Below are 14,312 nucleotides of genomic sequence, written 5' to 3' on the forward strand. Positions count from 1 at the left end.
CCCCGGAGGATTCTGTGCCACGAGGTCGCCCGCCCAAGCACTCGCGAACGCAGGTCGTCGCGGCCGCGATCGCCGTCGCCGACGCGGAAGGGCTGGACGCGCTCACCATGCGGCGGCTGGCGGCCGAGCTCGGGGCCGGGGTGATGTCGCTGTACACGTACGTGCGTGACAAGGACGACCTGGTCGACCAGATGGTCGACCAGATCAGCGCCTTCGACCCGCAGCGCGACGGCACGGATCTGCTCGACCTGGTCCGCTGGCAGCGGCAGTTGATGCTGCGCCACCCCTGGCTGCCCACCGCCCTGCCCAACCGGCAGCTCACCGGCCCCCACATGCTCGGCTACCTGGAACGCGCGCTGGCCGCCCTGGCCCCGACCGGGCTCCCCGGCGGCACGAAGATGGAGATCCTGGCCCTGCTGACCGGTTTCGTCGCCAGCTACGTGACCCACGAGCTGGCCCAGGCCCAAGCCGGCATCACCGACCCGGAACGGATCGCGGCGCACGTCGAGCAGCTGCAGGCAGCGGTGGCAACCGGCGCGTACCCGGAACTGGCCCGGGTGCTGGCCGAGAACCCGCCCGCCGCCGCGCCGAGTTTCGACGCGATCGCCCAGCGCATGATCAAGGGCCTGCTCGGCGGTTAGCCCGGCCGGTTCAGCCACCCATCGAGACCGTCGAGCAGCCGCGCCAGGCCGAAGCGGAAGAGCAGATCGAGATCCAGATCGAAGTCGTCGCTCTCGACCAGCTCGGCGAAGTGCGGCAGGGTGTCCGTGCCCAGTGCGGCCGGCGGTGCCAGCGAGCCCATCCACTCGTCGCTGCCCACGCCGGTCTCGCGCACGGCCTCCGCCTCCGGTTCCAGCGCCGTCGCGATACCGCGGGCGAAGCTGAACAGCAGGATGTGCACGTACAGGCGTTGCCGCCGGTCGAGCCGGGTCGGTGCCAGCGTTTCCAGCACCCATTCGACCAGCAGCAGCCCGTTCGGCGCCGGTTGCGGCCGGGTCAGCGACATCGCCGGGGCCAGCCACGGATGCCGGCGGAACAGCCGCCACAGCAGCGTGGTGGAGACGATCAGCCCGGCCCGCCACCCGGCCGGCCGGACGGCCGGCAGCCGCTCCTCGCCCAGGGCCGCGTCGATCATCAGCAGGATCAGGTCGTCCTTGCCCGGCACGTGCCGGTACAGCGACATCGTCGCCACCCCCAGCTCGGCCGCGACCCGGCGCATCGACAGCTCGCCCAGGCCGTGCCCGTCGGCCACCGCCGTCGCCACCCGCACGATCCGCTCCCGGCTCAGCTCGCCGTCCGCCGCGCGGATCGGCGCGACCGTCGCCCGTGGTGCCACCACCGTTCCCACGCCGGGCCGGACGACTGTGAAGCCCTGCTGTCTCAGGACCGCGAGCGCCTTGGTCGCGGTGGCGATGGCCACCCCGGAGTCGGCGGCCAGCCGCCGCGTCGACGGCACCCGGTCGCCCGGCGTCAGCTCGCCGGCGATGATCCGGCGGCGGAGTTCCTCCGCGATCCGGCGATACGGCGGTACGGCATCCGTCACCGCGCCTCCCCAGTCCTAGTACACCGGCGTCGGCCGGACCGACCGTACTAGGGCAGTTTGCTTGTTCTAGCTGGGCTGAGCAAGCTGCGCGTACACGGTACGCATCGAGCGGGGGAGAAGCATGCGGGTACTCATCTCGGGCGGCGGGATCGCCGGACCGGCCCTGGCCCACTGGCTCGGCCGGCACGGTATCGGCGCCACCATCGTGGAACGCGCGGCCGCGCCCCGGCCCGGCGGCCAGACCGTCGACATCCGCGGGGCCGCGCGCGGCGTCGTCGAGCGGATGGGGCTGCTGACCACGATTCGCGCCCGGTGCGTCGATGAACGGGGCGTGGCCCTGGTCGACAGCTCCGGCCGGCGGCTCGCCGAACTCGGCGCGGACCTCTTCGGTGGCGAGGGCATCGTCGCCGAGCTCGAGATCCTGCGCGGTGACCTGGCCGCTGTGCTGCACGACCACGCCGGACCCGAGGTGGAGCACCGGTTCGGCGACCACCTGGTCGCGCTGGCCCAGGACGGGCGCGGGGTCGATGTGCGGTTCGCCTCCGGCCGCACCGAACGCTTCGACGTGGTGGTGGGGGCGGACGGCGTGCGCTCGGCCGTGCGCCGGCTGGCCTTCGGCCCGGAGCGGGACTTCGTCCGGCACCTCGGTGCGTACACGAGCTATTTCACCGTGCCCGATCCCGGCGATCTGGACCACTGGTTCCTGATGCACAACGCCCCGGGCGGACGGGTCGCCGGTCTGCGCCCGGCCCGTCCCGGCACCGCGACGGCCTCGCTGACCTTCACGTCGCCGCCCCGGCCCGTCTCCCGGGAAGTGCTGGCCGAACGCATGGCCGGCGTCGGCTGGCGGGTGCCCGCACTGCTCACCGCGTTGCGTGACGCCGACGACTGCTACCTGGACGCGATCAGTCAGGTACGGGTCGAACGGTGGGCGCGCGGGCGGGTCGTGCTGCTCGGTGACGCCGGGTACTGCGGATCGCCGCTGGCCGGGCAGGGCACCAGCCTCGCGTTGGTCGGCGCGTACGTCCTCGCCGGTGAACTGGCCGGGAATCCCGGTGATCCGGCCGCGGCGTTCGCGGCGTACCAGCGGGAGCTCCGGCACTACGTGGCGGCGGGCATCCGGCTGCCACCGGGCGGCGTGCGGGCGTTCGCCCCGAACTCGGCCGCGATGATCGCGGTGCGGGCCGGGTCGATGCGGATGATGACCCGGCCGCCGCTGCGGGCGCTCATGGCCCGGCAGTTCGGCAAGGCCGAGCGGATCAGCCTCAAGGACTACGCGGTCGCACCGAGTTAGCGAAGCGTCGACCACGGGTATCTCCCGTCCATGACCACTGCGCCCGCTGTGCACCGGCCCTCCTGGTGGGGCCTGCTCCCGTTCGCCGCCGCGGTGGCGGCCGCCGCGCTGATCGGCGGCCTCGGCGTCGCCGGCACGGCGGCCGAATACCAGAACCTCGACCAGCCGTCGTGGGCGCCGCCGTCCTGGCTGTTCGGCCCGGTGTGGACGGTCCTGTACGCGATGATCGCCGTCGCCGGCTGGCTGGTCTGGCGCCGCACGGGCTGGAACCGCGCCCTCACCGTCTACGCCGTGCAGCTCGTGCTCAACGCACTGTGGACCCCGATCTTCTTCGGCTTCGGCCAGTACGGCCTGGCCCTGGTCGACATCGTGGCGATGTGGCTGTCGATCGGCGCGACGATCTTCCTGTTCCGGCCGGTCTCGCGGGCCGCGGCGTGGCTGCTGGTGCCGTACTGGGCCTGGGTCACCTTCGCGACCGCCCTGAACGCCGCCATCTGGTCGGCCAACTGATCCCACGGGAGGACATGCTCGCGGCCGGCCACTGAGAATCGGCTGAGACGTCTGGGTCAGCCCCGGTCCAGGGCGGCGAGGTAGCGGCCGAGATGCGGCTCGAAGCGGGCCGGGTCGGCCGCGGCCAGCTCGGCCCGGGACCACCACCGCACCGCGGCGAACTCCCGTTCGTCCACCCGCAGCGGCTCGTCGCGACCCACCTCGGCCGGGAACCACAGGCTCACGTCCGTGTGGCCCGCGTCCACTCCGACGGTCTCCGTCACGGTCAGGAAGATCGGCTCGGCCGCCGCCCCGGTCCGGCCGAGCTCTTCCTCCAGTTCGCGGGCGGCCGTCAGCGCCGGATGCTCACCCGGTTCCACGTGGCCGCCCGGCGGCAGCCAGAGCTTCGCGTTGCGGTGGTCCACCAGCAGCACGTCGCCGGTCGCCGGGTCGGTCGGCACCACGTAGGACACCAGGTGCTTCGGCGGGGTCGCGGGCTTGGCCCGGCGGTACACGTCGTCCGTGCCGGCCAGCCAGGCCAGCGCGTCGGCCCGGTGGGCGGCGGCGAGGTCGTCGTACGGGGTCAGAGCGGCGATGAGGTCGGCGAGCATCGCCCGATGATCTCAGGCCGCGAGCGACACGTCCGGCCGTACCGCAGTGGTGTCGCGGGGGAGCGCCAGCAGGACCATGACGCCCGCCGCCGCGTAGACCACGCCCTGGGCGGTGATGACCGGCAGGATGCCGACCCGCTCACCCAGTGCGCCGGCCGCGATCGTGCCCAGCAGCATCGCCGCGCCGTCCACCGCGACGGTCGCGCCGTACACCCGGCCGCGGTTCCGGTCGTCGGTCGCCTGCTGGAACACGGTCATCGCTCCGGCGGCCAGGAAGGCGACCGGCACCCCGACCAGGACCATGATGGTGATCGCCGGCCACAGCACCCGCGAGGCCAGCGGATAGACGAAGAGCGCCACGTCCAGGGCGCCGAAGATCGTCGCGCCCCAGCCGAACATCGCCCGTGGTGAGAAGCGGTGGCCGGTCATCGTCACCAGCAGGCCGCCCCCGATGCCGCCGACCGCCTGCGCCGCCATGACGATGCCGTAGGCGCGGGCGTCGCCGCCCAGCACATCGCGGATGAACGGCGCCATCAGCGTGCCCATGACGGCCTCGCCGAAGCCGGTGATCAGCGTGAAGACGAGGAAGACCCGCAGCGTCCGGCCGGTGGCGGCCATCCGCAGCCCGGTGGCCCACTCGCGGAACACGTGCGGGCGCTGCGCGGGTGCGGGCGTCGATCGCCCCCGGATGCCGGCGATCAGGGCTGCCGCCAGCAGGAAGGTGGCGATGTCCACGACGGCCAGCAGGGCGATCCCGCCGAGCCCGGCGATGACCCCGCCGAGCGCCGCGCCGGCCAGCCGGGCCACGTCGCGGACCTGCCCGTTGAGCGAGTTGACCGTGACGAGCTGATCGGCGGGCACCACGGACGGCACCAGCGCCGCCTCGGCCGAGCCGAAGAAGGGCGCCAGGCAGCTCTGCACCGCGATGACCGCGTAGACGATCCAGGCCCGGCCGGCGTCCTGCACCGCCAGCAGCGGCAGCAGGGCCGCCGCCATCAGCAGGTTGGTCACGGCCATGGTCCGCCGCCGGTCCCACCGGTCGGCGGAGACCCCGGCCGGCGAGCCGACCACCAGCTGGGGAAGCAGGGAGGCCAGCACGGCGGCGGCGGAGGCGAGCGTGGAGCCGGTCAGGACATAGATCTGGTACGCGACCCCGGTGCGCAGGATCCAGTCCCCGGTCAGCGAGACCAGGTTCGCGGCCAGCAGCAGCCGCAGATCGGGGTTGCCGCCCAGCACGGTCCGCAGCCGGCCCATGTCAGCCGCCCGACGGCGTCGGCCGCAGCGGGGCCTTGACCAGGGTGAGGTTGACCGGTACCACGCCCGGGCCGCGGCTCCCGGCGTCACCGAGCGGCCGGCGCCGGGCGTACTCCGCGGTGAGGTCGCGCCAGGCCTGGCCCAGTTCGGCCAGCTCGTCGACGGTCAGGTAGAGCAGGCTCTGGGAGACGCCGCTGTGCTCGGACCAGCGGGGGTCCTCGTCGGCGCGACGCTCCTGCCACTCCGCGAGCTGGGTGACGGCCTGCTCGGCGAGATAGCGGTCGAGGAACTCGGCGGCTTCCCAGCCCTCGGCGGAGTTGTCACCGGCAAACCTGTGCGAGGTGGCGGTGACCTGCCAGGGGCGTTCGCGCTGGTTCTCCGCGCTGCCGCGTTCGACGTAGCCGTACTTGGCCAGCTGGCGCAGGTGGTGGGAGGCGAGGGCCTGGCTGATGCCGAGCTGGCGGGCGGCATCGGCGGCGGTCAGTCGCCCCTCCCGGCCGACCAGGCTCCAGATCTTGAGCCGCAGCGGGTGGGCGAGGGCGCGCAGGGCCAGGGGGTCGGTGACGACCCGCCGCGCCGGGTTGGACTCCAAGGACATGCTTGGAGTCTGCGCGGCGCGGCGGGATACGTCAAGCAGTTGCTTGGAGTCGGCCGGTCAGGAACGCAGGCAGATGTCGAACGGGTGGCCGCCCGGGTCGAGCAGCACGCGCCAGCGGTCCGGGGTGGGCTGCTCGTCCGGTTTGGTGGCGCCCAGGGCCAGCGCCTGCTCTTCCGCCTTGTCCAGGTCGTCGACGTAGAAGTCCAGGTGGAAGCGCTTCGGGGCGGTCTCCTGGGGCCAGCCGGGCGCCGAGTAGCCGGGCAGCCGGCCGAAGCCGATGCTGGTGGAGCCGTCGCCGATCATGGCGTACTCGGCCTCGCTGTGCAGGACGTCCCAGCCCAGCACCTGCGAGTAGAACGTCGCCAGGCCGGGAGGATCCGCGGCATCAAGATTGATCATGGCGAGGGAGGCGAAACCGGGCATGGCTGGAGCCTTTCGGTACGGGCGGCGCTGATCGTCGCCGACGCACCGATCCTGCCCGAGGTGACTGACACCTTCTGTCAGGTATCGCGTTGGGCCGCCAGCCAGCCCGCCACCTGCGCCCGGGACGTGAAGCCCAGCTTGCTCAGGATGTTCTCCACGTGGCCCTCCGCCGTACGCTGGGCCACCACCAGCCGGGCCGCGATCTCCCGGTTGCTCAGCCCCTGCGCGATCAGCGTGATGACCTCGCGCTCGCGCCGGGTCAGCCCCAGCTCGGCCAGCCGGGCGTCCGCGGTCGGAGCGGGCTCGGCCGCGGCCTTACGCGGCGCCGGGACCCCGGGGGCAGCCGAGCGTTCCAGTGCCATGGTCAGCGCCTCGGCCGTGCTGAGCTCACTCCCGCGCCGGAACGCCGTGTCGAACGCTCGATCGCCGAGCCGGGCCCGGATCGTGGCGACCGCCTCGTCATGGTGATCCTGCAGGCCGTGGAACGACGCCAGGGAGGCGTGCATCGCCTGCCAGACCCGTTCGGCCGCGCCCAGCAGCACGGCCGCGCGCTGGTCCCGTCGCTCGGTGGCGCACACCCAGCCCAGGCTCTCCAGCGACAGGCCCACGCTGAACTGCTCGTCCTCGACCAGCTTGCCGACCTCGAGGCTCTCCTTGGCCGCCTCGGCCGCGCCGGCCAGGTCACCGGCCAGCCAGCGCAGCACGCTGAGGGCCCACATCGCGAACGAGCGCCACCACACCTCGCCGTTGGCCGCCGCCAGGTCCCGGCAGGCCAGCAGGTCCGGATAGCCGTCGGTCGGGTCATCGTCGGCCAGGCCGCGGGCCAGGCCCAGCACCGACAGCGTCCACATCTCCCCGCTGAGCGAGCCCAGCTCCCGGAACCGGGTCAGGGCCTGCTCGAACAGCGGCAGCGCCTTGGCGTGGTCGCCACCGAACATGGCGATGTTGCCCTCGATCAGCGGGATGAACGCCAGCTCCGGCGACGGCGGCAAAGTCATGGCCAGCGACCGGGCGTCGGTCAGCAGCGCCTGCGCCCGCGACGGGTCGCTCTGCACGCAGGCGATCCACCCGGCCACCCGCAACGCTTTCACCCGGGTCCAGTGTCGCGGCGCCGGCATGGCCAGCGCGCGGTCCAGCCAGTGCCGGCCCTCGGAGAGCAGACCGCGGACGAACCAGTGGTTCTGCAGGTCGGCGGCGAAACGCAGGGCGGTCTCGGGTGCGGCCGAGGTGACCGCGTACTCCAGGGCGACGCGCAGGTTGGCCTGCTCGTGGCGCAACCGCCGCATCAGCGCGGCCTGGTCGGGACTCACCCAGTGGGTGTCCCCGTACGCGGCCAGCCGGGCGAACCAGTCGCAGTGCCGCCGCGCGACCTCGGCCTGCTCCCCGGCGGCGGCCAGCCGGGCGACGCCGTACTCGCGGATCACCTCGAGCATCTTGTAGCGGGCCCGCGGACCGTCCCCGGTCCGGACGATGATCGACTTCTCCACCAGCGACGCGACCACGTCCAGGATGGCGTCGGCCGGAAGTCTCCCGTCCGCGCCGACGTACTCGGCGGCGTCGAGCTCCAGGCCACCGGAGAAGACCGACAGCCGGGACCAGAGCAATTGCTCGGCCTCCGAGCAGAGATCCCAGCTCCAGTCGATCAGGGCGCGCAGCGTCTGCTGGCGGGCCGGCGCGTTACGGGCACCCGCCGTGAGTAGCCGGTATCTGTCCGTCAGGCGGTCCAGGATCTCGTCCAGCGTCAGCACCCGCAGCCGGGCCACGGCCAGCTCGATGGCCAGCGGCATGCCCTCCAGGGCCTGGCACAGCGCGCTGATGGTGGCGCAGTTCGTGTCCGTGACGGTGAAGCCGGGCAGCACCGCCGTCGCCCGTTCCACCAGCAGGCTGGCCGACTCGTAGCGGGACAGGTCGGCCGGGGTGCAGTCCTCGTCCGCGTCGGGCACCGAGAGCGGGTGCACGGTCAGCGTGGCCTCGCCGGCGATCCGCAACGCCTGCCGGCTGGTCACCAGGATGCGCAGCCCCGGGCAGCTGCGCAGCAGGGTCTCGGCCAGATCCGCGCAGGCGCCGACCAGGTGCTCGCAGTTGTCGAGGATCAGCAGCGCCTGCTGGTCGGCGAGGAACGTGACCAGGCCGGCGGCGCCCGAGCTGACGGACTCCTCGCGTACCCCCAGGGCCTCGGCCACCGTCACCGCGACCAGGTCCGGATCGCGCAGCTCGGCCAGCTCGACCAGCCACACGCCGTCGGCGAACGCCCGCCGCATGTCCAGCCCGATGCGCTGGGCCAGCCGGGTCTTGCCCACGCCGCCGGCCCCCGTCAGGGTCACCAGCCGGCTGGTGGTCAGCATCCGCCGGACCCCGGTCAGCTCGTGCCGCCGGCCGACGAAACTGGTCACCTCGGCGGGCAGGTTGCCGGGGGAACCACGCGCGGTCGTGGCGGTGCTCATAGGAGCACGTTAGTGGGTGTGACCTCCGGTTGCCGTCGCGTGGATGCCCACGGACACCGCGGGTCGCGCCGCGAGGGCGAGCCCGGCGCACACCCGCGGCGCCGTGACGCGGCCGTCGGGAAGCAGCTCGCCGTTGTCGTCGAAGGTCACCACACCGTTGCAGAGCAGGCTCCACCCCTGCTCAGGATGGGTGGCGACCACCCGCGCGGCCTCGTGGTCGGTCTGGGTCGCCCCGGGACAGGGCGGCATGTGCACGCACAACATGTCGGTCCTCCAGCGACCAACAGTTCACCTCGGCCTGGCGCGCGGACACGGGGGAACTACCCGACCCGTACCCGAATACCTGATCGTGGGTACTTCTCCCGTGTCCGCGGGCGGTCCGGCGGCCCAGCATGGAGGCTCACCGCATCAGAGAGGGGCACTCATGGGCCGCCACGCGGCCGACCGGCCTCGTAATCCTCCGCTGCACGCGGACCTGTTCGTCCCGACGCCGGGCAGCGCCGCCGCCCGCACCGCGCAGCAGCGCGCCGGGTCGGCGTTCGACACCCTGGTGGAACCGCACCGGGAAGCGCTGGAGACCTACGTGCTGCGGCTGACCGGCGGCGACGAGGCGGCTGCGGAGAGCCTGCTCAAGGAGACGCTCTACCGCGCCGCCCAGGACCCGTCGCGCTACCCGCAACGGGCCTCGGCCGTACGCCCGTGGCTGGTGCTGACCGCCCGGACGATCCTGCGCGACAGTGCCCGGATGGCCGGCCACGACGACCGGCAACCGCTGGACCCGCCGCCGTCCCCGCGTGCCGGGACGACCATCGTCCGGGCCATGGACGACCTCGCCGCGGCCCACCGGGACGTGCTGATCGAGCTGTTCTACCAGGGTGTCTCGCTGGAGGACGCGGCGGTGGCCCGGGGCGTACCGGTCGAGACGCTCAAGTCCCGGCTCTACTTCGCCATGCGGTCCCTGCGGGTCGTGCTCGATCAGCAGCTCGCCGGCCGGCCCGACCCGCAGGGCGGCGGTCACCGCAGGTAGACCAGCCCGTCGGCGATCACGCCGGGGCGGCCCGCGGTGCCCTCGACGACGATCCGGACCGTGTGCTGCGCGCTGCTGGGCCAGGCGCCCGTCCACACCGCCCGCCGGTGCAGTGTCTCGGGCGAGCGCAGGTCGATGATCCCGGCCGGCGCGTCGTCGACGAAGAGCTGGACCCGGCCGGACACCGCCGTGCGGGACACCGCCAGCGCGGCCGAGCGGCCGGTGAAGGTCCAGCTCAGCGAGGATGCCGCGGCCGTGCTGCGCAGGGCCTGACCGCCCAGGTACGCCGTACCGGTCACCGTGCTCCAGGTCCCGGTCCGTTCGCCGGCCGTCTCCGCGATGACGGACGCGGTGCGTTGCACAGCCACCGAACTCGCGTTCCCGGCCCGGTCGGTGGCGCGCAGCCCGTACGAGGTCTCGACCTCGGGCTTGACGCTGCCGGCCCAGGTCGTCGTGGTGGTGGCCAGCTTGACCGGCGCGGGGGCGGTCAGGGCCAGGCTGCCCAGGCCGCCCGCGTCCGTGACTGCCCAGCGCACCCGTACGGGCACGATCCCGTTGAGCGACCCGGTCCGCAGCGACACGCTGGGTCCGCTGGTGAACTCGGGCAGGGTCTGGTCCACCACCACGGTCGCGCTGGTGATCGACGTCTTGCCGTTCAGCCCGACCGCGCGGACGCGCAGGGTGTGCCGGCCGGGGCTCAGCGTCAGCAGTTGCTGCCGGTCGGCCCGCGGCGCCGACGCGGTGACCACGTCGTCCACCAGCACATCGAACCGGTGCAGCATGGCCGTCGCGGTGCTGACCTGCCAGAACGGCCGGATCGTGCCGCGCGTGTAGTAGGTGGTGCCGACCTTCGTGGCGCCGTTCACCTTGGTCACCGCGAGGCCGCTGGGCGCGGCGCCGGCGATGCTGCGGATGGAGCCGAGCTGCGCGTACAGGCTGTTGCCGGGGCATTCCGTCTTGCCGGTGTCGCGGTGCCCGGAGACCCGGTTGAGCATCGCGGTGCTGCCCTTGCCGTATCGGTCGCTGCCGCTGGAGGTCATCGCGACCCGGCCGGTCGGCGTGTTGCCGTACGCCCCGATCTTGTACGCCGCGACCTGCGCGATCACCCGCTTCACCCGGGCCGGGACGCCGGTGCCGGAGTAGTTGCCGAGCACCGCGATGGCGCTGCTGCGGGCGTTGAAACCGAGGGTGTGCGCGCCCAGCACCGGCCGGGAGACACCGCCGGCGCGGCCCTCGAACAGGGTCCCGCACTTGTCGACCAGGAAGTTGTAGCCGATGTCGTCCCAGTGCTTGCTCTTCACGTGGTACGCCTGGATGCTGCGGACGATCGCCGCGGACTGGGCGCAGCTGTAGTTGTTGGTCCCCGCCGTGTGGTGCACGAAGACCACCTGCACGTCGGTGGAGTATTCGGGCGCGCCCTGCACGATCGTCTCGTTGGCCCCCCACCGGGCCCGGCTGACCACCGCCGGCGCGGGTCGCGGCGGCAGGGTGACGTCGGCGCGGGCGCGGCCGGCCGGCGCCGGCAACGCGTAGGCGGCCGGCGTCGTCCGCGGTGCCGGCGTCCCGGGCTCACCCGGGTCGACCAGGTCCATCCGGAGGCCGGCGGGCAGCAGCCGGGCCCGGCCGGCGCCGGTGATCCGCGCCTGCACGCCGTTCGACTCGCCGACCCAGAGCGGGTCGGTGCTGCCCCGGGCCGCTTCCGCGTCGCCCGAGCCCGGCTCGGCCGGCGACGCGCCGTCGGACTCGAGCCGCTGCCATCCGGTCCAGGCGCCGTCGGCGGCCCGCCGGGTGCGGATCTCCACGACGCCGTCGAGCTTGCGGTGCGGGTCGCTCCAGGTGACCCCGACCATGCTGAACCGCCCGGTGGTACGCGGCGCGACGCTCCGGGCGCCGGCCGCCGACGCGCTGCGCCCGGTCACCGGCGATCCGGTCACCGCGGTCAGGTCGATCGTCTGCAGAGTGGGCCCGGTGGCGGGCGCGGTCAACGCCTCCGGGCGGGCCGCCGCACCACCTCCGGCGGCCAGTACGGTCACCGCGCCGCTCATCGTCATCGCCGTGCCGGCAACGACGGCCATGACTCGTCTCTGGGTCTTGTTCTCCACGCGTTTCCCCCCGCGAAAGGCTTCGGACCAGGCCAGATCAGGATGAAACGTATGTGGCTTTCATGTGTGGGGTTGCCGATTCCCGTGACACCGGTCACTCTGTTCCGGGTGCCGGGCACGGGGTTCGTTAATGCGTCGCGCCGTTCTGCCGAAGGTAGGACGTGACCTCTGTGCTGGCGCCCGTCCGAGCCGGCGGCGACGTGGACGCGCCGACCGCGGCGTACCCGGTGCTGCCCCGGCGCAGCGCCGTGCTGGCCTGGTCATACATCGCCGCGGCAGCCACCGCGATCACCCTGTTCGCGGCCGGGCCGGCGTCGTTGCAGCTCCCGCTGATGCTGATCGCGATCGTGGGCGGGCTGTGGGCCACCACGTACGCGGTCCGCCGGATCGCCGTCCCCGCCCACCGCAAGCCCTGGCGCCTGCTGCTCTGGTCGGCCGGGATGTTCTTCGCCGGCATCGTGCTGCGGGTCGTCGTGCCGGGCGCCGGTGCCTCCCCGCCGACCTCGATGGCGCTCATCCCGGACGCCTTCGTGCTGCCCGGCTACCTGCTGATGGGCTACGCCTTCGCCGACATGCTGCGCCGCCGGCGGGCCGCGGACGACGACCCGGCCCGGGTGGACGCGCTGCTGGTCGGGCTGGCCGCGGCGTTCATGTGCTGGACGTACCTGATCGTGCCGTCGATGGCGCAGACCGACCTGACCCCGCTGCGCATCGCCAACTCGTTCTTCCCGGTCATCGACGTCGTGCTGGTGGTGCTGGCCGCCCAGCTGGCGATCTCCGGTGGCGCCCGCCAGCCGTCGCTCTGGCTGCTGCTGTCGGCGTCGGCGACCATGTTCGTCGGCGATTTCCTCTTCATGCTGCGCGACGGCGCCCTGGCCGACGTGCCGCAGCACGCCGTCGACGTGCTCTTCATGGCGACGTTCCTGCTGGTCGGCGCGGCCGGCCTGCACCCGTCCATGCGGACGCTGACCGAGCCGCAACGCGTGGTCGTCACCGACCTCAGCAAGATCCGCACCGGCCTGATCGCCCTGATGGTGGTCGTGCCGACGATCATCACCACCATCGTGCCGGCCGGCTCCACCCTCAACGGCGTGGTCCGCTCGGTGCTGTGCGTGCTGCTCATCCTGGCCGTGTTCGCCCGCGTGGTGCGGTCCAACAACTCGCGGGCGCGCGCCGAACGGGCCACCCGCCGCCGGGCCACCCACGACGCCCTCACCGACCTGCCGAACCGCGAACTGCTCGCCGAGACGATCGAGACCTGGGGCGATCGGGCCGCCGCCGACGAGCAGGAGATCAGCCTGCTCTTCATCGACCTGGACCGCTTCAAGATGGTCAACGACCACTGGGGTCACCAGGTCGGTGACGAGCTGCTCTGCGCGGTCGCCGGCCGGCTGAGCGCGCAGATCCGCGGGGCCGACCTGGTCTGCCGGATCGGCGGGGACGAGTTCGTGATCGCCTCGGCCAGCCCGTCGCACTCCGCGCTGGCCGAGTCGCTGGCCGACCGGGTGCTGGCCGAGTTCGCCCGCCCGTTCGAGCTGTCGGTCGGCAACGTGGTCATCTCCGCGTCCATCGGGGTGGCCAAGTCGCTGGGCGGGGCGCAGGCCCTCGAGCTGATCCGCGACGCCGACACCGCCATGTACAAGGCCAAGGGCAGCGGGCGCAACGCGTACGCGTTGTTCGACACGTCCCTGCGCGACGAGGTCCGGGACCGGATGAACCTGGAGCAGGCGCTGCGCCGGGCCCTGCCCCGCGGTGAGCTCTCCGTGCACTACCAGCCGATCGTGGACCTGGCGACCGACGAGCTGGACGGCTTCGAGGCGCTGATGCGCTGGCAGCACCCGACGCTGGGCGCCGTCTCACCGGTGGACTTCATCCCGGTGGCCGAGGAGACCGGTCTGATCGTGCAGAGCGGCGCCTGGCTGCTGCGCGAGTCCGCGGCCCAGCTCGCCGCCTGGACGGCCGAACGCGGTCCCGGTGCCCGGCGGTTGCACGTCTCGGTCAACGTCTCGGTCCGCCAGCTGCGCGACGGCGCCCTGGTCACCGTGGTGCGCGACGTGCTGGCCGACACCGGGCTCGCGCCGGACCAGCTGTGGCTGGAGATCACCGAGTCCGGCGTGATGGAGGACATCGACACCGCGCTGATCACCCTGAACCAGCTGCGCGGCCTCGGCGTGACGCTGTGCATCGACGACTTCGGCACCGGCTACTCGTCGCTGAGCTATCTGAACCGGCTACCGGTCGGCATCGTCAAGATCGACCGCTCGTTCGTCAGCCGGGTCGGCGAGAACGGCGCCAACGAGCCCATCGTGCGCGCGGTGCTGGCCATGACCCGGGCGATGAACCTGCGCGTCGTCGCCGAGGGCGTGGAGACCGAGGTGCAGCGCGACTGGCTGCGCGAGCAGGGCTGTGACCTGGGCCAGGGCTGGCTCTACGGCAAGGCGGAACTGCCCGCGAACCTGAAGAAGTGGGTGGCCGGAAGTTGAGGAGAGGACAACCCACTCTCCGCCACCTCTAACGTATATCGCAC

At 72.9% G+C, this 14,312-nt stretch carries 13 protein-coding genes; 5 read left to right on the top strand and 8 right to left on the bottom strand.

Annotated elements, in window-relative coordinates; translation table 11 throughout:
- The first annotated feature begins 14 nt into the window (after positions 1–14).
- Positions 15–641 carry a TetR/AcrR family transcriptional regulator gene (locus tag ACWEOZ_RS01015; RefSeq protein WP_451908721.1) on the top strand — a complete coding sequence of 209 codons (627 nt, stop codon included), beginning with the start codon at positions 15–17 and terminating at the stop codon, positions 639–641.
- On the opposite strand, the gene ACWEOZ_RS01020 is transcribed toward ACWEOZ_RS01015, so the two are convergent.
- The gene (locus ACWEOZ_RS01020; protein WP_451908722.1) at positions 638–1,543 is read right to left on the bottom strand and encodes a GntR family transcriptional regulator; all 906 of its coding nucleotides are present in this window, start codon (positions 1,541–1,543) and stop codon (positions 638–640) included. The genes ACWEOZ_RS01015 and ACWEOZ_RS01020 overlap by 4 nt on opposite strands.
- Positions 1,544–1,664: 121 nt before the next feature.
- Here ACWEOZ_RS01020 and ACWEOZ_RS01025 point away from each other — a divergent pair, with 121 nt between their 5' ends.
- Both ACWEOZ_RS01025 and ACWEOZ_RS01030 read left to right on the top strand, forming a co-directional pair.
- Positions 1,665–2,837, top strand: a complete 1,173-nt coding sequence (locus tag ACWEOZ_RS01025) for an FAD-dependent monooxygenase (protein WP_451908723.1) — start codon at positions 1,665–1,667, stop codon at positions 2,835–2,837.
- A gap of 30 nt (positions 2,838–2,867) precedes the next feature.
- Positions 2,868–3,347, top strand: coding sequence for a TspO/MBR family protein (locus ACWEOZ_RS01030; RefSeq protein ID WP_451908724.1), 480 nt, complete (start codon positions 2,868–2,870; stop codon positions 3,345–3,347).
- Positions 3,348–3,403: 56 nt separating this feature from the next.
- On the opposite strand, the gene ACWEOZ_RS01035 is transcribed toward ACWEOZ_RS01030, so the two are convergent.
- The 6 genes from ACWEOZ_RS01035 to ACWEOZ_RS01060 form a co-directional block, all read right to left on the bottom strand.
- Positions 3,404–3,937, bottom strand: a complete 534-nt coding sequence (locus tag ACWEOZ_RS01035) for an NUDIX domain-containing protein (protein ID WP_451908725.1) — start codon at positions 3,935–3,937, stop codon at positions 3,404–3,406.
- A 12-nt stretch (positions 3,938–3,949) separates the two neighbouring features.
- On the bottom strand, positions 3,950–5,191 hold the full coding sequence (locus ACWEOZ_RS01040) for an MFS transporter (protein ID WP_451908726.1): 1,242 nt from the start codon (positions 5,189–5,191) through the stop codon (positions 3,950–3,952).
- Position 5,192: 1 nt separating this feature from the next.
- Positions 5,193–5,789: an ArsR family transcriptional regulator gene (locus tag ACWEOZ_RS01045; RefSeq protein ID WP_451908727.1), complete on the bottom strand. Its 597-nt coding sequence runs from the start codon at positions 5,787–5,789 to the stop codon at positions 5,193–5,195.
- A 57-nt stretch (positions 5,790–5,846) separates the two neighbouring features.
- A complete protein-coding gene (locus ACWEOZ_RS01050; protein ID WP_451908728.1) occupies positions 5,847–6,212 on the bottom strand; it encodes a VOC family protein in 366 nt (121 codons plus the stop codon).
- A gap of 77 nt (positions 6,213–6,289) precedes the next feature.
- Positions 6,290–8,656, bottom strand: a complete 2,367-nt coding sequence (locus ACWEOZ_RS01055) for an ATP-binding protein (RefSeq protein WP_451908729.1) — start codon at positions 8,654–8,656, stop codon at positions 6,290–6,292.
- A 9-nt stretch (positions 8,657–8,665) separates the two neighbouring features.
- On the bottom strand, positions 8,666–8,917 hold the full coding sequence (locus tag ACWEOZ_RS01060; RefSeq protein WP_451908926.1) for a DUF5999 family protein: 252 nt from the start codon (positions 8,915–8,917) through the stop codon (positions 8,666–8,668).
- Positions 8,918–9,080: 163 nt separating this feature from the next.
- Between ACWEOZ_RS01060 and ACWEOZ_RS01065 the strand changes: the two genes are divergently transcribed.
- Positions 9,081–9,683 (top strand): sigma factor-like helix-turn-helix DNA-binding protein, encoded by a 603-nt coding sequence (locus ACWEOZ_RS01065; RefSeq protein WP_451908730.1) that lies wholly within the window; start codon positions 9,081–9,083, stop codon positions 9,681–9,683.
- Here ACWEOZ_RS01065 and ACWEOZ_RS01070 read toward each other — a convergent pair.
- Positions 9,671–11,758: an N-acetylmuramoyl-L-alanine amidase gene (locus ACWEOZ_RS01070; RefSeq protein WP_451908731.1), complete on the bottom strand. Its 2,088-nt coding sequence runs from the start codon at positions 11,756–11,758 to the stop codon at positions 9,671–9,673. The genes ACWEOZ_RS01065 and ACWEOZ_RS01070 overlap by 13 nt on opposite strands.
- A 188-nt stretch (positions 11,759–11,946) precedes the next feature.
- On the opposite strand from ACWEOZ_RS01070, the gene ACWEOZ_RS01075 reads away from it, so the two are divergent.
- Positions 11,947–14,268 (top strand): putative bifunctional diguanylate cyclase/phosphodiesterase, encoded by a 2,322-nt coding sequence (locus ACWEOZ_RS01075; protein WP_451908732.1) that lies wholly within the window; start codon positions 11,947–11,949, stop codon positions 14,266–14,268.
- Positions 14,269–14,312: the final 44 nt, after the last annotated feature.

This window comes from Actinoplanes sp. NPDC004185 (assembly GCF_053603475.1).